Source organism: Novosphingobium sp. SG754, assembly GCF_013149315.1.
GTDB classification, from domain to species: Bacteria; Pseudomonadota; Alphaproteobacteria; order Sphingomonadales; family Sphingomonadaceae; genus Novosphingobium; species Novosphingobium capsulatum.
In genome coordinates this window covers 805374-825993 of record NZ_JABGCC010000001.1, presented here as the reverse complement: position 1 = coordinate 825993, position 20620 = coordinate 805374, and the positions used below count along the sequence as shown (strand labels likewise).

The 20620-nt window shown below is 62.8% G+C and carries 21 protein-coding genes; 15 read left to right on the top strand and 6 right to left on the bottom strand.

All coding sequences use genetic code 11. From position 1 onward, the window contains the following. Positions 1-112 precede the first annotated feature (112 nt). Positions 113-1480 carry an MFS transporter gene (locus FHW97_RS03905; protein WP_216647621.1) on the top strand — a complete coding sequence of 456 codons (1368 nt, stop codon included), beginning with the start codon at positions 113-115 and terminating at the stop codon, positions 1478-1480. A 106-nt stretch (positions 1481-1586) separates the two neighbouring features. Further along, positions 1587-2288 carry a FadR/GntR family transcriptional regulator gene (locus FHW97_RS03900; protein ID WP_171798044.1) on the top strand — a complete coding sequence of 234 codons (702 nt, stop codon included), beginning with the start codon at positions 1587-1589 and terminating at the stop codon, positions 2286-2288. A gap of 90 nt (positions 2289-2378) precedes the next feature. On the opposite strand, the gene FHW97_RS03895 is transcribed toward FHW97_RS03900, so the two are convergent. Continuing rightward, complete coding sequence (locus FHW97_RS03895) at positions 2379-3050, bottom strand: TetR/AcrR family transcriptional regulator (RefSeq protein ID WP_171798043.1); 672 nt, start codon at positions 3048-3050, stop codon at positions 2379-2381. Between the two features lie 45 nt (positions 3051-3095). On the opposite strand from FHW97_RS03895, the gene FHW97_RS03890 reads away from it, so the two are divergent. Both FHW97_RS03890 and FHW97_RS03885 read left to right on the top strand, forming a co-directional pair. Beyond that, a complete protein-coding gene (locus FHW97_RS03890) occupies positions 3096-4304 on the top strand; it encodes an NAD(P)/FAD-dependent oxidoreductase (RefSeq protein WP_171798042.1) in 1209 nt (402 codons plus the stop codon). A gap of 5 nt (positions 4305-4309) precedes the next feature. Beyond that, complete coding sequence (locus FHW97_RS03885) at positions 4310-5827, top strand: FAD-dependent monooxygenase (protein ID WP_171798041.1); 1518 nt, start codon at positions 4310-4312, stop codon at positions 5825-5827. A gap of 112 nt (positions 5828-5939) precedes the next feature. On the opposite strand, the gene FHW97_RS03880 is transcribed toward FHW97_RS03885, so the two are convergent. Both FHW97_RS03880 and FHW97_RS03875 read right to left on the bottom strand, forming a co-directional pair. Beyond that, complete coding sequence (locus FHW97_RS03880) at positions 5940-6350, bottom strand: GntR family transcriptional regulator (protein ID WP_171798040.1); 411 nt, start codon at positions 6348-6350, stop codon at positions 5940-5942. A gap of 420 nt (positions 6351-6770) precedes the next feature. Continuing rightward, the gene (locus FHW97_RS03875) at positions 6771-7673 is read right to left on the bottom strand and encodes a LysR family transcriptional regulator (protein WP_171798039.1); all 903 of its coding nucleotides are present in this window, start codon (positions 7671-7673) and stop codon (positions 6771-6773) included. Between the two features lie 207 nt (positions 7674-7880). Here FHW97_RS03875 and FHW97_RS22015 point away from each other — a divergent pair, with 207 nt between their 5' ends. From FHW97_RS22015 to FHW97_RS03855, 5 genes are all read left to right on the top strand, one after another. Continuing rightward, positions 7881-8378 carry a hypothetical protein gene (locus FHW97_RS22015; RefSeq protein WP_253941538.1) on the top strand — a complete coding sequence of 166 codons (498 nt, stop codon included), beginning with the start codon at positions 7881-7883 and terminating at the stop codon, positions 8376-8378. Next, entirely contained in the window at positions 8312-9169 is an 858-nt protein-coding gene (locus FHW97_RS03870) for an MFS transporter (RefSeq protein ID WP_370525273.1), read from the top strand. Before FHW97_RS22015 ends, FHW97_RS03870 begins: the two co-directional genes overlap by 67 nt. A 165-nt stretch (positions 9170-9334) precedes the next feature. Beyond that, complete coding sequence (locus tag FHW97_RS03865; RefSeq protein WP_069206441.1) at positions 9335-9664, top strand: multidrug efflux SMR transporter; 330 nt, start codon at positions 9335-9337, stop codon at positions 9662-9664. Between the two features lie 79 nt (positions 9665-9743). Then, positions 9744-10694, top strand: a complete 951-nt coding sequence (gene pdhA / locus FHW97_RS03860) for a pyruvate dehydrogenase (acetyl-transferring) E1 component subunit alpha (RefSeq protein WP_253941588.1) — start codon at positions 9744-9746, stop codon at positions 10692-10694. A 57-nt stretch (positions 10695-10751) separates the two neighbouring features. After that, positions 10752-11477, top strand: coding sequence for a TSUP family transporter (locus tag FHW97_RS03855; protein WP_171798037.1), 726 nt, complete (start codon positions 10752-10754; stop codon positions 11475-11477). A 98-nt stretch (positions 11478-11575) separates the two neighbouring features. Here FHW97_RS03855 and FHW97_RS03850 read toward each other — a convergent pair whose 3' ends face one another. Continuing rightward, the gene (locus tag FHW97_RS03850) at positions 11576-12481 is read right to left on the bottom strand and encodes a LysR family transcriptional regulator (RefSeq protein ID WP_171798036.1); all 906 of its coding nucleotides are present in this window, start codon (positions 12479-12481) and stop codon (positions 11576-11578) included. 102 nt (positions 12482-12583) lie between these two features. On the opposite strand from FHW97_RS03850, the gene FHW97_RS03845 reads away from it, so the two are divergent. Continuing rightward, positions 12584-13621, top strand: coding sequence for an NAD(P)-dependent alcohol dehydrogenase (locus FHW97_RS03845; RefSeq protein ID WP_171798035.1), 1038 nt, complete (start codon positions 12584-12586; stop codon positions 13619-13621). A gap of 199 nt (positions 13622-13820) precedes the next feature. Here the strand turns inward: FHW97_RS03845 and FHW97_RS03840 are convergent, their stop codons facing one another. Further along, the gene (locus FHW97_RS03840; protein WP_171798034.1) at positions 13821-14735 is read right to left on the bottom strand and encodes a LysR family transcriptional regulator; all 915 of its coding nucleotides are present in this window, start codon (positions 14733-14735) and stop codon (positions 13821-13823) included. A 97-nt stretch (positions 14736-14832) separates the two neighbouring features. Here FHW97_RS03840 and FHW97_RS03835 point away from each other — a divergent pair, with 97 nt between their 5' ends. The 4 genes from FHW97_RS03835 to FHW97_RS03820 are packed head-to-tail and all read left to right on the top strand — an operon-like array spanning position 14833 to position 19062. Next, complete coding sequence (locus tag FHW97_RS03835) at positions 14833-16023, top strand: MFS transporter (RefSeq protein ID WP_171798033.1); 1191 nt, start codon at positions 14833-14835, stop codon at positions 16021-16023. Further along, positions 16013-17263, top strand: a complete 1251-nt coding sequence (locus tag FHW97_RS03830) for an SGNH/GDSL hydrolase family protein (protein ID WP_216647619.1) — start codon at positions 16013-16015, stop codon at positions 17261-17263. Before FHW97_RS03835 ends, FHW97_RS03830 begins: the two co-directional genes overlap by 11 nt. Positions 17264-17293: 30 nt before the next feature. Further along, on the top strand, positions 17294-18328 hold the full coding sequence (locus tag FHW97_RS03825; protein ID WP_171798032.1) for an aldo/keto reductase: 1035 nt from the start codon (positions 17294-17296) through the stop codon (positions 18326-18328). 41 nt (positions 18329-18369) lie between these two features. Beyond that, positions 18370-19062 (top strand): alpha/beta fold hydrolase, encoded by a 693-nt coding sequence (locus FHW97_RS03820; protein ID WP_216647618.1) that lies wholly within the window; start codon positions 18370-18372, stop codon positions 19060-19062. A 423-nt stretch (positions 19063-19485) separates the two neighbouring features. On the opposite strand, the gene FHW97_RS03815 is transcribed toward FHW97_RS03820, so the two are convergent. Beyond that, positions 19486-19863, bottom strand: coding sequence for a VOC family protein (locus FHW97_RS03815; protein ID WP_171798031.1), 378 nt, complete (start codon positions 19861-19863; stop codon positions 19486-19488). 163 nt (positions 19864-20026) lie between these two features. On the opposite strand from FHW97_RS03815, the gene FHW97_RS03810 reads away from it, so the two are divergent. Beyond that, the gene (locus FHW97_RS03810) at positions 20027-20551 is read left to right on the top strand and encodes a TetR/AcrR family transcriptional regulator (RefSeq protein ID WP_370525274.1); all 525 of its coding nucleotides are present in this window, start codon (positions 20027-20029) and stop codon (positions 20549-20551) included. The last annotated feature ends 69 nt before the right edge of the window (positions 20552-20620 follow it).

Here is a 20620-nt window from a genome sequence, read left to right as displayed (position 1 = left end):
CCTCATCGGTATCGGCCGCGCCGCTGTGCTTCGAGCGATGGGGCGTGTGAGCGTAAAGGAAGCGTTGGCCATGCGAGGCAGAGAGAGAAACAGCATCGTCCTTCCCGGGATCGTGGCCGCCACCTATTTCATGGAAAATCTGGATACGACGATCATCGCCACCGCATTGCCGCAGATGGCGCGATCCTTCCACGTCGGCCCGAACGAGGTGAGCTTAGGCATGACAGCCTATATGCTTACGCTCGCCGTGCTCATTCCGATCAGCGGATGGATTGCCGACCGGTACGGTGCCCGGACCGTATTCGGCGGCGCGGTCGTTATCTTCACGATCGCCTCCGTGCTATGCGGATCGGCCGACAGCGTCCTCTTCTTCACGGCCGCACGCGTGTTGCAGGGCGCCGGCGGGGCCATGATGGTGCCGGTGGGCCGTATGATTGTCGCACGAAATACCGACCAGACGCATATGATGCGCGCGATATCGACCATCACCTGGCCCGCGATCATCGCGCCGGTTCTCGGACCGACGGTCGGCGGCCTCATTACAACCTATGCGTCCTGGCACTGGATCTTCTTTCTCAATGTGCCATTTTCGATCGCAGCGTTCGCGGCCATCGTCATCTTCGTTCCCAATGAGTCTGCCCGCGATCCGAAAAGGCTCGATGTCCCAGGCCTTGTGATGACCAGCACATCCCTTGTTTCGCTGGTGTTCGGGATGGAATTGGCGAGCCGCACGGACGTCAGCCTTTTTCTCGCGGGTGGCTTCATCAGCAGCGGCATCGCCGTCGGGCTTTTTGCCATCCGCCACCTTCGAGAAACGCCTCATCCGATCCTCAACCTCTCCGTATTCGGCGTGCGAACCTACACCGCCTCGGTCTGGTGGGGCGGATTTGCCAGGGCGGGGATCGAGGCCGTGCCTTATCTGTGCCCACTCCTGTTTCAGATCGGCTTTGGCCTCTCTGCCTTCCATTCCGGCCTGCTGCTGCTGGTCTCGGCGATCGGCAATCTGGGCATGAAGGCGCTGACCACGCCGATTGTGCGACGCTTCGGCTTTCGAGCCGTGGCGATTGCCAACGGAACGGCCGTGGCCTTGACGATCCTGGCTTTTGCAAGCCTGGCGCCATCGACAGGGGGACCTGCCCTGTTCCTGGTGCTTTTTCTCTATGGGGTCACCCGTTCACTGCAACTCTCGACGATGACGGCCTTGAGTTACGCCGACGTTCGTGAGGAGCTGAAAAGCTCCGCCAGTACAGTGTGGAGCACCATGCAGCAGATGACGACGGCTCTCGGTATCGCTTTTGGTGCCGTCTGCTTGCGGTTCGCGAGCGTCCTGCGCGCAGGTGGACATCTAGCGGCTGATCACCGCTTCACCGTCCCTGATTTCCGGTGGGCGTTCGTCTTCACGGCCCTGCTCACGCTGGCGCCAACGATCGCCTATTGGCGACTGCCCGCCGAGGCAGGAGACAACCTGGCGCACGGATAAGGAAGACGAATTATGTCTCGCCGGCAGCCGGATGTGGATGAACAAACCTCCCACCTGGGACATCCATAGGTGGGATGATCCGGTTTTTCCTGATAGAATCGCGACCATGTCCGCCTCGAATGCACTTCCCCAAGCTCCGCGTCGCTCCCTTGTCGAGACGGCCATCGATCTCATCCGTACGCAGGTGGAAACCGGCGCATGGAAGGTCGGCGAGCGCATTCCCAAAGAAGCGGAACTGGCCGACATGCTTCAGGTCGGGCGCAATACCGTGCGGGAGGCCGTTCGCGTCCTTTCCCACGCCAAGCTTCTCGAAGTGCGGCAGGGTGACGGAACCTATGTCCGCTCCAGTATCGATTCCGCCGAGGTGATGCGCCGCGTCGCGCGGACAAGCCTCCTTGACCATTTCGAGATGCGGGCCGTCTTGGAAACAGCGGCGGCACGCCTGGCAGCCGAGAGGCGCACGAAGCAGGATCTAAAGCGGCTGACCAAGCTCCTCGACGCACGTGGCGACCTCGCCAAGGAACCGGACACCGAAGCCTTCGTCGAAAATGACGCTGAGTTCCACCTCGCCGTGGCGCAGGCCTCGCATAACGAGGCATTAACCGATCTCTATCGTTACTTCGCTGCGTCAGTCCGCGCCAATACGTCGGCGGCCCTCGCGCAGGTCGACGTTCCGGAGCCGGACCTCGCCGCTCACCGCCGTATCCTGACCGCAATCCGCGATCAGAAGCCAGAGCAGGCTGCCGAGGCAGCGTACGCCGTCGTTGCGCCGATCATCGATGCGTTGAAGCCGATCATCGGCAGTTAATCGTCCACTGGCGCCTGATACCCGTCCGTCACCGAGCAGGACTGCCCCATTGCTGTCTGCCGCCTTAGTTTAGCGGCGCCCGCGATCCGATTAATCTGGGCCTGCGATGCCGGCCAGGATCAGGTCGATCCCGGCCAGGAACTGCTCGCGGTCGTCGTGATCCGCCAACTGCGCCGCGACCTGCCGCACGAAGGGATGACGCTTCGGATCGAGTTGGGACCATTGGGCGGCAATGGCGCCCAAAATTTCAGCGCGGTTAGCACCGGCCGCCAATCGGCGCGCGCGCAGCGCATATTGACCGGCGAGCCCGAGAATGAAGCTCAGCAATGCCGTTGCGGCATTGAACCGATTGGCCTCCGACACCCCCAGCGCGTCCAACTGGGCGCCGACACCCTCCAGGATCCTCAGGACTGCATATTGCCAGGGGTCGCCTGAAAGCTGCGCACCTACCCAAGGATGCGTCTCCAATGTGTCGAACACTGCCATGGCCAGCGCGCGGATGGCCTCCCGGGGCGAAGTACCCTCGACAGGCGGAGGTAGCGCCATGGCAATGATCCGGTCGGCCGCAGCGGCGAGAAGGGCGTCCTTGTCCGCCACATGCCAGTAAATCGCACCGCTTCCTGTCACGAGCTGTTTCGCAAGGGCTCGGAACGTCAGACCAGCCACGCCTTGCGTGTCGAGGATCGCGATCGCGGTTTCCACGATCACGTCCTTCGTGAGGGCCTCTGCACGGCGATCGGTTCGTCTGGTGTGATCAGGCATGCCACCTGTATTGACAGTTCTGGAACGCCGATCCAATAGAGAATCATGGAACAGTGTTCCAGTCTTGAATGGAGCGTTGCTTTGGTCCCTGTCACAATCATCGGTGCCGGCCTCGGGGGCCTGATCCTTGCCCGCATTCTCTATCTCCATGGCGTTCCCGTCACAGTGTATGAGGCGGAGCTATCGCCGGTCGCGCGATCGCAGGGCGGCCTGCTCGACATTCATGCCCACGACGGTCAGGTCGCGCTCGCCGCGGCGGGGCTGACGGAAGCTTTCCGCGCAATCGTCCACCCGGGCGGGGAAGCGACACGGCTGCTTGATACTGCGGGAACGGTCCTGTTTGAGGAGGCGGACGACGGCACGGGTGGTCGGCCCGAAGTCCCTCGCGGCGAGCTTCGCCGCATCCTGCTCGACTCCTTGCCCGATGGAACCGTCCAGTGGGGACACAGACTCTCGGCTGTTGCTCCGCTTGGCGCGGGACAGCACCAACTGACGTTCGAGGGCGGATCGGTCAGCACCAGCGATCTGCTCGTCGGCGCCGACGGCGCGTGGTCGAAGGTACGGCCGCTGCTGAGCAGCGCCGCGCCCGCCTACACGCGTGTATCCTTCATCGAGACGTGGCTCCACGATGTGGACACACGTCATCCAGCGACAGCCAGTGCGGCTGGCACCGGGGGACTGATGGTTCCCGCACCGGGGAAAGGCATCTTCGCGCACCGCGAACCCGGGGCCGTTCTTCATGCCTACATCGCTCTTGCCCGACCCGTAGACTGGTTCGCATCAATGGACTTCGGCAATCCGATCGCGGTTCGGACCCAATTGGCCGCCGAGTTTGAAGGCTGGTCCCCCGCGCTCACGGCGTTGATCACCGAAGCGGACACACCGCCTGTGTTCAGGCCGCTCTATTCTCTTCCAACCGGATTGAGCTGGCCTCGCGTTCCGGGTGTAACGCTAATCGGCGACGCTGCGCACCTTGCTCCCCCGGCTGGCGAGGGTGCGAACTTGGCCCTGCTCGACGGCGCCGAACTCGCGGCGGCGATCACCGCTCATCCCAACGATCGCGAGGCCGCGCTTGCCGCTTACGAGCGAGAGATGTTCGCTCGGGCCGCAACCTCCGCGTCAGACGCGCACCGTATGCTGGAGCTCATGATCGATGAGCAGGCGCCGCTCGGCATGCTCGACTTCTTCAACAACGCCGTGGCGCACCAGGATGCTCGTTCCGCATCAACGCGCCAGCCGGATCGGGAGGCTTGAGCGCCATGGTCAAGATGTATGATGTCCTGATCGCCGGTGCCGGCCCGGTTGGCCTGTTCCTGGCGTGCGAGCTCGGGCTCGGTGGCTGTTCCGTGTTGGTGCTGGAGAAGGCCACCGATCCAGCCTCCCCGCTGAAACGACTGCCGTTCGGAATGAGGGGCCTGTCGGCGACCAGCCTCGACGCCTTTCATCGGCGCGGATTGCTCGATCAGATCTCGACCGGGCAGCCGCATGACATACGCAAGGTCGGTCACTGGATGCAGCAGGCACGCCGGCCAGTCGGCCACTTCGCCGGCATACAGTTCTTCGAGGAGAATATTGAGAGCACCCGCTGGCCGTATTATCTCCCAGGGCCAGGTGGTCTCGGCATGCCGACAACCTTGGAACATCTCGAGGCGGAACTGGCGAGGCGCGCAGAAGAGCTCGGTGTCGAGCTTCGTCGCGGGGTCGATGTCGCTAGCGTCGATCAATCGGCGGGTGAAGTTGTCGTCGGTGCTGGCAATGAGACGTTTCGGGGGCGTTGGCTGGTCGGTTGCGATGGCGGTCGCAGCATTGGGCGCAAGGCCGGCGGCTTCGGCTTTAGCGGAACCGATCCGGAGTTCACTGCCTATTCGGTCGAGGTCGAGCTCTCCGACCCGGACGCGCTTCAACCCGGCCAGCACGTCACTGCCACAGGCGTCTATGTCTACGCCAAGCCCGGCGTGATGACGATTGCCGAGTTCGACGGTGGGGCACACCATCGGACGGAACCGATCAAGCGAGAGCACATCGAGGCGCTGCTGCGCCGCGTATCGGGCATCGACGTGGACGTTCAAGCGCTGCGGCTGTCGACGACCTGGACCGATCGCGCCTTTCAGGCCGAAACGTACCGTCGGGAACGCGTGTTGCTGGCGGGCGACGCCGCGCACATTCACTCACCGCTTGGCGGTCAGGGGCTCAACCTTGGGCTGGGCGACGCGCTGAATCTTGGCTGGAAACTCGCCGCCGTCATTCGCGGCGACGCCCCCGCAGGGCTTCTCGACAGCTACGAGATCGAGCGACACCCGGTTGCTGCACAGGTGCTCGACTGGTCGCGGGCCCAGGTCGCGCTGATGCGGCCCGAGCCGGCGTCACGAGCGCTCGCTGCCATCCTGCGCGACGTGATCGCAACGCGTGACGGTGCAAGCTACTTCGCCGAGCGTAAGTCCGGCGTGTCGCTCCGCTATGATCTAGGCGGTGACGATCCCCTGGTGGGACGAAGTGCGCCGGACATCCTGTTCACCGGAGGAGCTCTGCTCGGTGAATTGCTGCGGGACGGTCGCGCCATCCTGCTCGATTTCAGCCACGATGCGACGCTGGCCAGCATCCAGGACCTTTTCGGCAGCAGGCTCCGCTACCTCGCCGCAGAAGCCGAAGAGCACTTTGGCATTTCAGCAATGTTCGTGCGTCCCGATGGCATTGTCGCCTGGGCTACGGAAATGGTGCCGGCCCCCAAAGAGGCACGAATCGCGATCTCCCGCTGGGTTGAAGAAAATCAGAGCTGAGCGCCAAGGGGTTTGGGCAAGAACAACCATCCGTTGCCATTCCCTGGCCCCCTCCGCCGGGGATCAATCGTCTGTTCTTGACTATCGCGCACTCTGCAGTGCCTGCGCGGGCTCAAACGACGTCGAGCGCTTCGCCCGCGAGCAGGCGGCGCGCGAGGACCTGCGCTTCGTCCATTGAGCCAGTCGCGACCTGTGGCGTGCCAAAGGCACGCACCAGATTGGGGAGCATAGCTTCCAGTTCGGCACGCCGCGCGGCATCGGGCTCAACGACGATCAAGCCCAGGCACGCCTTTGCAAGTCGATCCTTGTTCTGCTTCAGCCAGGCACCGCGGACCTTGCGGTCTTCATGGGTCTCGTCGTGCTCGGCCTTTGGGTAGATCAGCACGAAGCGCGCCCTGCCCTCAATGAGCGCGTCCATTTCAGCGCACCAGGCCGGACCATAGCCGGGATCGGCAGCCACGCTGCGGAAGCGCACCACCGGGAAATCTGCAATGTCATGGAGAGAGAGCGTCGGACTGGGCACGGGTGAGTTCCTCTCGGCGATAGAGCGGGTGATCCTAACATCCCATGTTTATTGACACTGCGACCGAGTCGCAATAGGACTGAAAAGAACTTTCAGGAGCCCGCGCCATGAGAGTACCGCGCTTTGTTTGGCCGTGCGTTTCTCAGCCAAAGACGCGTCTCGCATCTGTCATCGTGGTGGGCTCAATCCGACCGGCGGTGCATCCGGAAATGTCGCTCGCGTCCAAGGCGATGACCCTATGGTCCTTCCGACGATCATCGCCACAGGTACGCTACCTCGGCCCACCGAACGACCCGACGGGATTGTCGCTCGCATTGACAGCACCGGTATCAGGAATGCTTCTATGGCATCGGTCACGTCGCCACCGGAAGCCTCGGCTTCCGTCGGTAGATTGCTTTCCCTCCGACCGACCAGCCAATTTCACCCTGCGGCGCGGCGAGCGCTTCCCTCGAGCAGATGGCGGCGGTCAACCAGCCCCTGCCCGACTATGTCGAAGAATGCCCGCACGCGAGCGGTGTTGCGAAGATCCCGATGCGTAATCAGCCAGAGCTCGCGCGTGAGCGCCGCTTCGGGAAGAGAGACGCTCTCGATATCCGTTTCCTGATCGCCCAGGTAGCAGGGCAGAAGCGCCATCCCGATCCCCGCCTTCACCGCCATCATCTGGTTGATCAGACTGCTCGAACGATAGACGATCTGATTCCCCGACACCGCGTCGGTCAGCCATTTGGCCGCCGCAGCGACAGCCGAACTGTCCCAACCGATGAAGCGATGCCCCTCGAAGGGCGCCGTAACGGGCAGGTCGTGATCGGCCAGATAGCGAGGACTGGCATAAAGCGCCCAGGCGGTCTCGGCGATCTGCCGCCCGAACAAATCACCCTCCACCGGCCGCGTCGCCCGGATCGCGATGTCGGCTTCGCGACGGAGCAGGTCGAGCTGCCGATTGTCAACGAGCAGCTCGACCGTAATCCCCTCATGCCTGGACCTGAACTGGGCGAGCAGATCGTTGAGGATGCGGTAGGCCAAGGACTCCGAGCAGGTGATCCGCAGGTTACCCGAAAGACGTGCGTCGCGCCCGGTAATCTCCCGGTCGACGGCGAGTGCCTCCAACTCCATGCGTTCGGCGGCAAGCAGCATGCGGTCCCCCGCCTCCGTGGGCGTGTAGGCGCCGCCGTTCCTGTCGAACAACTGCGCTTCGAGTTTGGCCTCGAGCGCGTTGAGCCAGCGGAAGATCGTCGAATGATCGTTGCCGAGCTCCCTTGCAGCACCTTTCAACGAACCGGCGCGGTTGATGGCGAGGATAAGCCTGAAGTCGTTCCAATCCATAAATACGCTTGCTCGCCGGAAAGTACGCTGGCCAGATTATGGCCACTACTTGCGGATTTGCATACGGGCCAGAAATCGGCCCTGCAACGATCAGGTGATTGCAGCCTCGCAATGGCCGCTTGCGAAGCTCCAAACGCGACGAGCAGCGTGGCCCCGTTATGACGAGCAACGACGCCGCTCCGCACCGAAAGCAGACCATCGTCGCGCGTGAGCAAAGCAGGCAGCAAGCTCCACAATGTGATGGAGATCGAGAACGAAAGTATAAGCATGGGATCGACGGTACGTTTTAACGAGTGCAATTCGGATCCGGCGCTTCCGCCAACGGACAAACTGCCGATTTCCGGACTTCTGGCGCTGGCCACCGCAGCCTTCATCGCTCTTCTGACGGAGGTCATGCCGGCAGGGCTCCTGTCTTCCATCGCAAGCGGTCTGCATGTTTCCGACAGCTTCGCGGGCCAGTTTATCACCGCCTATGCGGCGGGAGCCTTTCTCGCCGCCATCCCCGTTACGTCGCTCACGCAAGGTGTCCGACGACGCTCCTTACTGCTTGTGACCATTGCCGGCTTCGCTGCCGTCAATGCAGCCACCGCGCTCTCCAGCCATACCTTCTCTCTATCGTTGCCCGCTTTCTCGCGGGCGTGTTCGGCGGACTCCTGTGGTCACTCCTGGCCGGATATGCTGCGCGCATGTCACCGGCGCATCTGAGCGGCCGCGCGATTGCGATCGCCGCGTCGGGCGCGACGATCGCCGTCGTATTTGGCGTGCCGCTTTCGACGTTGCTCGGAAGCCTGGTCGGCTGGCAAGGCGCGTTCGGCGTGATGTCTGCTTTGTCGCTGGTCGTGATTGTCTGGGTGATCGCTGTCGTCCCGGATTTCCCAGGGCAGTCAAAGGAAGAGCGTCAGTCGCTCGTGGCGGTTTTCAACATCCAGGGCATCCGCCCGATCCTCTTTCTGGTGTTCACGTTCATCCTGTCGCACAACATCCTCTATATCTATATCGAGCCCCTTCTCCGGCCCTCTGGTCTTTCCGGGCGCGTAGGCATCGTTCTGTTCACCTTCGGCCTGGGGTCTTTAGCCGGCCTGTGGCTCGTCGGCCTGCTCGTCGATCGTCGTCTTGAGCTCTTCGCTGTGGCGAGCGTCTTGATTTTTGCCTTGGCGGTCGTGCTGCTGGGCCTTTGCGGCAACATCGCGTCGGCGATTTATCCGACGGTCATCGTGTGGGGCCTGGCAGTGGGCGGCTTCGCGACGATCACGCAAGCTGCCCTCGCGCGCTTCGCCGGTAGCGCCGTGGATGTCGCTCAGGCCATGTATACGACCGGCTGGAACACTGCAGTCGCCGTCGCCGGCATGCTGGGCGGCGTTCTGCTTGATGGTCCAGGGACCATCGTGTTCCCGTGGGTCGTGGCCGTCGTCCTTGCGCTTGCACTTGCCGGCGTCCTGAGCATGAACAGGGCTTTGCAACGGAGAACGGCTTCTCCGGGCTCGCCTGCCGTCTAGCAACGCCGTCGGCGGCATGGACTTCGCCTCCCTGTGCCGTCGTGCGGCTGCGCAAACGGCGCTTTCGAAACGCCAACCCCAGTATCTTTGAAACGTCTCTATGGTCTGGGTTGAACCGGCGAGCAGGCTCTCGCCGCAATCCAAATCTAGCAACGTAGAGGCGCGATGAGCACCAACAACGCCTGGGCTTTGCTCGTCTTTTCGGGACTGGTCGACGTCGCGTGGGCGGCGAGCGTGAAGATGTCGGCGGGCTACACCCGCTTCGGTTGGACGGCCACGTCTATTGTCCTGCTGATACTATTCATCGTTTCGCTCGGCCGCGCCCTTCAGGTTCTTCCAGTGGGCTCGGCCTATGCCGTCTGGACCGGAATCGGCGCCGTCGGATCAGTGGCCTTGGGCATTCTGGTGTTCCGGGAGGCGGCAACGGCAGCACGGCTGATCTGGATTGCGGTCACATTGGTGGGAATCGTCGGCCTTAAGACAACAAGCATGTGATCGGAGATCAAACATGGCAAAGAACGCAGTCAAGCCGACGGAGGAAGCCGGTCATCGGACGAGTGACTCCCTGTTCCAAATGGAGGACGACCTCAAAGCCTATGAGCAGATGCTGCTCATCCGGCGCTTCGAGGAGCGCGCGGGCCAAATGTACGGCGAGGGCCTGATCGCAGGTTTCTGCCACCTCTACATCGGCCAGGAGGCCGTGGTTGTGGGCATGCAGAAGGCGATCGAGAAAGGTGATCAGGTCATCACCGCCTATCGCGACCATGGCCATATGCTCGCCCTCGGCGTCGATCCCGATGTTGTCATGGCGGAGCTGACCGGCCGCTCGACCGGCATCTCGCACGGCAAGGGCGGGTCCATGCACATGTTCAGTCCCGAGCTCGGCTTCTACGGCGGTCACGGCATTGTCGGTGCCCAGGTGTCGATCGGGACCGGCCTGGCTTTCGCCAACAAGTATAATGAAAATGACCGGGTCTGCCTGACCTACTTCGGCGATGGCGCCGCTAATCAGGGCCAGGTCTACGAAAGCTTCAACATGGCCAAGATCTGGGACCTGCCCGTAATCTACGTCATCGAGAACAATCGCTACGGCATGGGCACCAGCATAGAGCGGGCGTCGGCAACGACGAACCTTTCACAGCGCGGCGCCTCGTTCAACATTCCGGGCGAGCAGGTCGATGCCATGGACGTGCGTGCGGTCTATGAAGCCGGCAAGCGCGCCGTGGATCGCGCCCGCGGTGGCGGCGGACCGTATATTCTCGAGATGCTGACCTACCGCTATCGCGGCCACTCGATGTCCGACCCGGCAAAATATCGCTCACGGGACGAGGTCCAGAAGATGAAGACCGAGAACGATCCTATCGATCGAGTGCTGGGCCGCCTTCTCAATGACTGGAACATCTCCCCGGAGGAGGTGAAGGAGATCGACAAGCGCATAAAGGCGGTCGTCATGAAAGCTGTCGACTTTTCGATCCAAAGTCCTGAGCCGGACCCGAGCGAACTTTATACGGACGTCTATGCGTAAGCCGCGAGGCGGCCTTCGTTTTGCCATGTCGATGTCCATTGCCTCCCCTGAAGCCGGATGACAGACCACCTCCTGTCCGTGACGTTCGTCGCGAGCGCTTTCTTCGCCGCCGGCTTCATCCAGGGTACGCTGGGCTTCGGCTTTCAAGCCATGGCATCGGGACTGCTCATCTTGCTGCCAGGGTTGGAAATCCCGACCAACCTGATCATGCCCGCGATCATTGCCAATGCCTGGCAGGTCACGGCGGCTCCCTCATTTCCGATGTTGCTCCGCAGGTTCGGCGCGCTCAGCGCCGGCGTTCTTGCCGGGAGCGCGGCGGTCCGTCTGATGGGTATCCATACGAATGGATTTTGGCCGGCGGCGTTTGGTCTCAAGATGCTAGCGACCTCCGCCACCGCCCTCCTCTTCGGCGAGCGGAAGGTCCCGCCCCGTTGGGAAAGGTGGCTTTCGCCGTTCGTCGGCCTGGGCTCCGGCTTGGTCGGGGGAGTGACCGGGATCGCCTTCCCGGCTCTGCTCTATCTTATCATGTTAAAGCTGGAGCGTGATGAGCGAGTCGCCGCGCTGGGCTGCTTTTTCATTGCGCTGCTGCCGGCATTGCTCGTCTTCCCGACAAGCTCCACGAGCGACCATCAAATATCGCTGAATTCTATCTGGCAGATAGCGCCTGCGGCCTTGGGATACGTCTTCGGCCGATTTGCGTACCGAGAGATCGACGGCCCCATGCTCGGTCGCTGGTACAAACTTGGACTGCTATTCCTCGGCGCCAATCTGACATCCATTTGACGGCGATCCATGACCCGACATGAGTGACAAATCGCAAGGCTTTGGCCGACCGGCGTGCTGGATAGGAGCCATGAAGTCCCTAACGATTTTGAAATCCCTTAGCCGAATTTAGCCGCGCTCAGAGCGTCGACGACCACACGCACCTTCGGCGCCAGATGGCGAGAGCTGGGCCACAAAATCGAAATGGCCGCTTCTTCCGCCGGCGTGGCCAGCGGTAGAACCTCAAGCTCACCGCTTCCAATGCCATCGTCGGCAAGCCAGGTGGAGAGGTAGGCCAGGCCAAGACCATGGACCGCCGCATCGAGCAACGCTTCACCATGGCTGATCGTGTGGCGAGGCCTCACCGAGACCGACTGAGCGATGCCATTTTCATCCAAAATCGTCCAGGGTAGCGGGCGCCCATCGCGAGCGAAGGCAAGGCAGTCGTGGTGCGCCAGATCACCAATTGTGGATGGCCGTCCGCGACGCTCCAGATAGCCCGGCGCCGCGCAGACGACGGAACGTTGCCACGCGATGCGCCGGCCGACCAGATGGGCCTGGTCGCCCGGGTCGCCAAGCCGGACGACAAGATCGATGCCTTCCTCGATCAAATCCACTCGGCGATCCGTAAACGACACATCGAGATCAAGCGCAGGATGGGTCGCAAGGAGCTGCGTAAGCACCGGCATGCAGTGGAGTCTTCCGAACGACACCGGCAGATTGACCCGCACCTTGCCGGAAACGAGGCGCTGCCGCGACGCAAGCAGAGCCTCCGCCGTGTCGAGTTCCTCCAGGACCTTCCGGCAACTCTCATAATAAGCCTGCCCTTCCGGGGTGAGGCTCAGGCTGCGGGTCGTACGGCGCAGCAACTGCGCGTCGAGGCGCGCCTCCAATCGAGCGACCATTTTTCCCGTCGCGGACTTGGACAACCCCATGCGGTCTGCAGCCGCCGTGAAGCTTCCGGTCTCCACGCTGTGCACGAAGGCGCTGATGCCCTGAAGCTGAGAATGCAGATTGATGCTCATCGATTGGCGAACCTTTGGAGGATATGTTCTGCCATTATATCGCGATACACGCCGTCATGGCGTCAATATCTTCCGTCCCTCACGAAGGTGGAAGGGACCGAGATGACCGAGACGATGCAGCGATGGCAGTTGCCCGCGTTCGGAATAGACAAGTTGGAGCTCATGGAAGTGCCGCTCCCGGAGCCCGGCCGGGGCGAGTTGCTCGTACGGGTCTCGGCCGTGTCCCTCAATTACCGGGACAAACTCGTCGTCGAGGGGGACCTGCTGCCCCGGGCCCCAGAGATGCCGTTCACGCCAGTCTCGGATATGGCTGGTGAGGTCGTTGCAATCGGCGAAGGTGTCTCCCGCTTCAAGCAGGGTGATCGCGTCCTCGGTAATTTCTGGACGACATGGCTGGATGGGGAGGCGCCGGTGGACATGTCTCGGCACGGCAGATCACTTGGCGGGCCGCTTCCGGGCATGTTGGCAGAATATGTCCTTCTTCATGAAGATATCGCCGTCGCGGCACCTGCTTCTCTCACGGACCGGGAAGCCTCGACCCTTCCGATCGCCGCACTGACGGCCTGGTTCGCGCTCGTCGAAACCGGTCGCATCAAGCCCGGTCAGACCGTTCTGGTGCAGGGCACAGGCGGCGTCGCGCTATTCGGGCTGCAGATTGCGCGTGCGTCAGGCGCGAAGGTCATTGTCACCTCGCGCAGCGCCGCAAAGCTGGAACGCGCGAAGGCGCTCGGAGCGTGGGGCGTTATCGATACCGCAGTCACACCGCAATGGTCGGATGTCGCGCTCGACCTGACGGGCGGGCGCGGTGTCGACCATATCCTCGAACTGATCGGCGGCGATAACATCGCCCAGTCAGCCGCCGCCCTCACCGGTGGCGGCCGGGTCTCGCAGGTCGGCTTCCTTAAGGACGCCGATATTGTCCTGTCGGTCGTGCCGATGATGCTGAAGCGAGCGATCCTTCAGGGCATCACGGTTGGCCATAGGAGGGCCTTCGAAGACATGGTGCAGGCATTCGATACGCTCGCGCTGAAGCCGGTGATCGATCGGACCTATCCCTTTACCGAGGCCCGGGCAGCATTCGACCATCTTGAGCGCGGCCCGTTCGGCAAGGTGGTGATCGACATCGGTAAGGGAGGCTGATGCGGAGGGCGGCCGTTGCTGCACGCGCGCGGTGACGGCTTCGTGCTGAAAAGTGCCCAGATGTATTGCGCGGGGAAATATGCTCGGCAGAAGACAATCGAGATACCGGCAAATAGCTGCGACGTAACGCCATGCCGCCCCGTTTCCGGGCACGGCCGGCAACCGCAGACATCGATCTCCAATGCCGCCGAGTGGAGCTTCAGCCGCTCCATTCCACCCTTCCCCGTTCCGCCAGGAAGTCGAGCAGGGCGCGCACGCGGGAGGGAAGCGGACCGCCCTGACCGATATGGATCGCGTGGAAATCCTCACGATCGCCCGCATTGAGATGATCGAGCACGGGAACCAGACGGCCTGCCGCGATATCGTCCCGGATCGTGAAACCGGCGAGACGGGCAATGCCGGCCCCGGCGAGGGCGAGCTGGCGCAAGGCTTCGCCGTCACTCGCCTGAACCGGTCCGACTACGGGAACGACAACTGTCTCGCTACCCTTCTTCATCGGCCAGCCATCGACGGTACGCGAATAGCTGAAGCCGATGCGGGCGTGATCATCGAGATCCTCGATCGTCCCGGGTTCGCCAAACCGGGCAAGATAGGCCGGCGCCGCCACGATCCTCATCGTCGTGGCGCCGAGCCTGCGCGCAACCAAGCTCGAACTCTTGAGCGGCCCGGCGCGCACGGCCACGTCGATCCGCTCGGTCAGCAGGTCGACGACCATGTCAGTCTGGATCAGATCCAGCGTCACGCCTGGATGACGCTCCAGGAACTGCGGGAGGACGGGCGCGAGAATATGGGTGGCGTAGGACGCGCTCGTACTGAGGCGGATGCGCCCGACCGGCTGCTCACCGGCACCCGCGCTGTGTTCGGCGTCGGCGATATCAGCCAGGATGCGTTTCGTGCGCTCGTAGAAGGCGCAGCCTTCCGGGGTAAGCTGGAAGGCCCGCGTCGATCGGTTGACCAACCTCGCGCCAAGGCGGGACTCCAGCCGGGCCACGAGCTTGCTGACCGCTGAAGGCGTCATGCGGCAGACCCGCGCCGCCGCGGAGAAGCCTCCGTGCTCCACGACCGAGGCGAACACCTCCATCTCCCCGGTGCGGTTGATATCAGATCGCGCCATTGGTCCTTCAATTCACAAATGATGTTACTTACGGCATACTATGTCACTTGAGAGCGCTGGTCTATCTCTGTCGAGCTTGCAAACAGTGAGACAGATCATGCCGTTGGCGCTCTATGCCCTGACGGCCGGGGCCTTCGGCATCGGCGTCACCGAATTCGTCATCATGGGGTTGCTGCTCCAGGTCTGTGCCGACCTGCATGTGAGTATCGCGGCCGCTGGCCTGCTGATCTCCGGCTATGCGCTGGGCGTCGTCATCGGCGCTCCTGTACTGACTGTTTTGACCGCACAGTGGCCCCGCAAGACCATCCTGCTGGCGCTGATGGCCATCTTCATCGCCGGCAACGCTGCCTGTGCACTCGCACCGACCTACGGTTTCCTGATGGCGGCCCGCGTGCTGACCGCGCTGGCGCATGGCACGTTCTTCGGCGTCGGGTCGGTGGTGGCCACCGGCCTGGTTGCTGATGACCGCAAAGCTTTGGCTATCGCCGTGATGTTCACCGGTCTGACCGTCGCCAACATCCTCGGTGTGCCGCTCGGAACCTGGATCGGTCAACATTTCGGCTGGCGCGCGACCTTCGTCGCTGTGACGCTGACCGGCCTTGCCGCCTTCGCGATCATTGCAGCCCTGGTTCCCCGGGACGGCGCGGCGCCAGAGGCGAGCAACTGGCGGGCGGATCTGGCAGCCATCCTCCGTGTGCCTGTCCTGCTTGGTTTGCTGACCACCGTCCTCGGCTATGCCGGTGTCTTTGCGGTGTTCACCTATATCGCGCCGATGCTGACCCGGGTCAGTGGGTTTCAGGAGCCGGCGGTCGCGCCGATCCTGCTGGTGTTCGGCGGGGGGCTCGTCGTGGGCAATCTGCTTGGTGGCCGGCTCGCCGATCGCGGCCTGCTCGCCACTGTGTTCGGGACGCTGGCCGTTCTGGCGCTGGTGCTGGCGGCCATGACGCCGGGCCTCTCTTCGCCGGCGGCGGCGGTCGTGCTGACGGGCATGCTGGGCGCCGCCGGCTTCGCGACCGTAGCGCCGCTTCAGATGTGGGTGCTGTCGCGAGCGGAAGGCGCGGGCCGGAGCCTCGCGTCCTCCTTCAACATCGCAGCATTCAATCTGGGCAACGCGATCGGCGCCTGGGCGGGCGGCATGGTCATCGACCACGGTCCCGGACTGACCTTCGTTCCGATTGTTGCCGCAGCCTTTCCTTTGGCGGCGATCGGCGCCGCGGCGCTGGCGGCGGGATTGAACCGCAGCGGCCGTACCAACCCGATCACGGAGCTCAATTCCCATGTCCGTTAAGATGCCCCGCCGATTGTCCGCTCTCCTTGCCGTGACAGCGGCCTTCTTTTGCCCGGCTGTGGCGCTGGCACAGAGCCCGAGTTGGGTCGGGACCTGGATGGCAAGCCCGCAAGCGGTCTGGAATGCGGACTTCGCCTTCCCGACCAAGATTCCTGCCAGTGTTAAGGACAAAACCTTCCGCCAGATCGTCCGGATCGGCCTCGGCGGTTCACAGGTTCGCCTCGTGTTTTCCAACGCCTATGGCGATGCGCCGCTGCGGATCGGCGCTGCGAGCGTCGCTCTGGCGAGCTCGGACAGTGCGTCCGCGGAAGGCGTGCTGCATGCCGTCACCTTCGGTGGACAGACAGGAGCCGTCATTGCCCCAGGCACGCAACTGATCAGCGATCCAATTGCTATGGCAGTGGCCGATCAGGCGCGCCTTACCGTCTCCACCTGGCTCCCGGTCGAGACGCCGCTCAGGACCTTTCACTGGGATGGTCGCCAGAGCGCCTGGTTCGCTGATGGCGATCTCACCCAATCCTCGACCTTCCCGACGAACGAGCGGACCGACGCCCGCATCCTGCTGAGCGAGGTTTTGGTCGACGCTGCCAATGCTGGAGCGGTGGTTGTGATCGGAGATTCAATCACCGATGGAAATGGCGCGACGGTCGACGCCGACACCCGCTGGCCCGACTTCCTCAGCCGGCGCATGGCGCCCCACCACGTCGCGATCCTCAATGCCGGCATTTCCGGTGCCCGTTTGCTCGAAAACAAAATGGGCGTGAACGCCCTCGCCCGGCTGGATCGCGACGTTTTCGCCCAGCCCGATGTGAAGGCGATCATTCTGCTGATCGGCATCAACGACATCGCCTGGCCCGGCACCGCTTTTGCACGCAAGCAGGATAGGCCGACTGCCGGCGCGATGATCGCTGGATATCGTCAGATCATCGAGCAGGCCCACATGCATCATATTCGGGTGATCGGAGCGACGCTGACGCCCTTCGCGGGCGCGCTCGCCGGCACTCCGCTCGGTGACTATTTCAGCCCCGAGAAGGACGCGCTCCGCCAGGATATCAACCGCTGGATTCGCACAAGCGGCGCATTCGACGCGGTGGTCGATTTCGACAAACTGCTGCGCGACCCGGCTCACCCCGAGCGGATCGCGCCCGCCTTCGATTCCGGCGATCATCTTCACCCCGGCGACAAGGGCAATGCAGCGATGGCGGACGCCATCGACCTGCGCACGCTGCTGGGTCGCTGAACACCTCCTCCCGCTCCTAAGGATCATGACATGGACTATCGCTTCCTCGGCCGTTCCGGCCTCAAGGTTCCGGTGCTGAGCTTTGGCACGGGCACCTTCGGCGGCACTGGGCCGCTGTTCGGCGCCTGGGGCAATACCGGAGCGACGGAGGCGCGCCGCCTCGTCGACATCTGCCTCGAAGCCGGCGTCAATCTGTTCGATACCGCCGATGTCTATTCCAACGGGGCGTCGGAGGAAGTACTTGGTGAGGCCCTCAAGGGACGGCGCACCGATGCCTTGATCTCGACCAAGGCCAGCCTGCCAATGGGCGATGGTCCGAACGACGCGGGTTCATCGCGCTTCCGGCTGATCAGCGCGGTCGAAGCCGCATTGAAGCGACTGGGCACCGACTATATCGATCTTCTGCAACTCCACGCCTTTGACGCGATGACCCCAATGGAGGAGGTGCTCTCGACGCTCGATACGCTCGTCCGGGACGGCAAGGTCCGATATGTCGGGGTTTCCAATTTCTCGGGTTGGCAGGTCATGAAGGCGCTGGCCGTCGCGGAGCGCTATGGCTGGCCGCGCTATGTTGCCAACCAGGTCTATTATTCGCTGATTGGTCGCGATTACGAATGGGATCTGATGCCGCTCGGCGCGGACCAGGGGTTGGGCGCAATGGTCTGGAGTCCGCTTGGCTGGGGGCGTCTGACCGGCAAGATCCGCCGCGGGGCGGCGCTTCCTGAGGCGAGCCGGCTGCACGACACTGCGAGCTATGGGCCGCCGGTTGAGGATGAGCATCTGTTCCGAGTGATCGACGCGCTGGAGGCGGTCGCGGCGGAAGTCGGCAAGACCGTGCCGCAGGTGGCGCTAAACTGGCTGATCCAGCGGCCCACTGTCTCCTCCGTCATCATCGGCGCGCGCAACGAAGACCAGCTTCGCCAAAATCTCGGCGCCGTCGGCTGGACGCTGTCGGCGGAACAGATCGCCCAGCTTGACAAGACCAGTGCTGTGATCGCACCCTACCCTCACTTCCCCTATCAGCGGCAGGAGGGCTTTGCGCGGATCAACCCGCCGCTTGCCTGATAAGCGCCGCCGTTCCGCGAGCCAGAGGCATCCCGCGCCACATGGGCAGACAGATAAAGCTGCTTCTCATCCCCGGCTTTATGCTGGACGCCGATCTTTGGACCGACCTGCGGCCGGAGCTGGACGCGATGGGAGATGTCATCGATGTCGATACCACGCGGGACACATCGATTCCGGCGATCGCCCACCGAGCGCTTATCGCGACGGACGGACCGGTCGTCGTCGTCGGCTTCTCGATGGGCGGCTATGTCGCCCGCGAGATCGCCTATCAGGCGCCTGAGCGTGTGAAGGGGCTTTTGCTTGTTGCCACCTCGGCGGCGGCCGATGCTCCCCACCTCATGGAATCGCGACGCTCCCTGGGCGGCCAGGTGGCACCCTTTCGTCGGCTCAGTCGCCGCGCGATCGAGAAGTCCCTGTCGCAGCTCTGTCGGACAGATGCGATGATCGAGCGCGTCCAGCGCATGAGCGAAAGGCTAGGTCCCGAGGTCTTTGCTCGCCAATCCAGCATCCAAAGAGCTGGCGATGCAGCGCGCCTTCGCGATATCACCTGCCCCACTGCTATCCTCTCAGCCGGCGCCGATGAACTCCGCAGCCTGGCGGAGAGCGAAGCGCTACGGGACGGCATTGCCGGCTCGGTACTCACCGTTGTCGAGGGCGCGGGCCACCTCGTTCCCTTGGAGCAGCCCGCCGCCGTGATTGCGGCACTGTCCGCCCTGATGATGCGCCTTCGCTGAAACTCGCAGGCCAAGATGGGGACGTCGGATGAACGACGCAAATACACGTTATAGCGATGCGCGACGATCTGAGCTGGACCGCGATGGGCGGTGGAAGTGCGTGATCCGGTTCTGGCGACCGAGCCAGCTCAAGCAACCCTTCCATTGCAGTTGTATGGCCCGACCGCGCCCGACCAATTGTTGCCACAAGACAGCGCAGGCGTAGATGGCGGCTTGGGCCACAACCTGTCACTCGCCCTAAGCTGTGCCGCTGGAACTCATTTCGACATGCGTTCCTAAATCACTACGTGATCGCCTGTCGCGATCGACGCGACGAACACATGATCAATTAAATCACGGCAGCGTTCGGCTTCAGCGGCTGCAGGAGACGACACGTCAGGCGAGAGGGCGATATCGCCGACGGGCGGAACGGCAGTCGGGTGATCAGGCCGCAGGGTCTGGCGGCGTGAAGAAGTTGATGGCGTTGCCATCCGGATCGCGGAACAGCATTGACCGGTTGCCCCACGGCATGTCTTTGGGCTGCTGTACCCAGTCACTCACGAACGGGGCGATCCGCACATGCTCTTGATCGACGTCCTCGACTGCGAACTCGAGGATCGCGGAACGGTTGGCAGCGGCCACCCATTCGCCCCCGTGCATGAAGACAGCCGAACCTCGGCTGACGATGGCCAGGATCGCACCGCCCGGGTGCAGCTCGACATAGTCGTCATTGCCCTTCGGTGTTACGCCAAGCAGCTTCTCGTAGAAATAAGACAGTGCGGGAACATCCTCGGTGATGAGGCGGGTGTATGCGAATTTCACCAGTTTTCCTTTCCGGTTGCGACCGAGGGGCTGTTCAGCGATAGTGTACTGTAGCGTACTTGTGATACGGTACAGTACCGTATTCCGGAGTCAAGCAAGGATGGTCGTGCCAGAGTTGAACGGGAATTTTGACAAGCGGGTCGAGCGATCGAAGGCGAAGGTGGTGGCCGAGACCTATCGCCAGCTCGCTGCCAGCGGAATCAGCGGCGTGAGCATCGATGAGATCACGAAACATTCCGGTGTCTCCAAGACTACGATCTACCGCCACTGGCCATCACGTTCGGCCTTGCTCATCGATGCCTGCTCCCGGCTCGGCGGCGCGATGGAAGCGCCCGACACCGGTAATCTGAAAGGAGATCTGCAACTCCTCCTCGCCACTTTAGCGGATCAGCTCTCATCCGCGAACTGGAGCTCGGTGTATCCGTCGATCATAGACGCTGCCGAGCGCGATCCGGAACTTCGCGAGATGCAGGCCGCTCTGCATCGCGGCTTCATGGAGCCGTTTTCCGTCTCCATTCAGCGCGCGAAAACGCGAGGCGAAATTGCGGCGGGGTGCGAAACTTCGGACGTCATCGGTATGGCCGTCGGCTCGCTATTCTTTCGGCGATGGTTCTCAAGAGATGAGATCACGGTAGCTACAGTTACGGCGACGCTCGAGATTATTATGAGGGCAGTTCAGCCAGCATAAGTTGGCTTCCTAAGCGCTGGGTGGCAGTTCCGTGAGTCACGCAACCTTATCGCCGCGTGATCAGGTGGA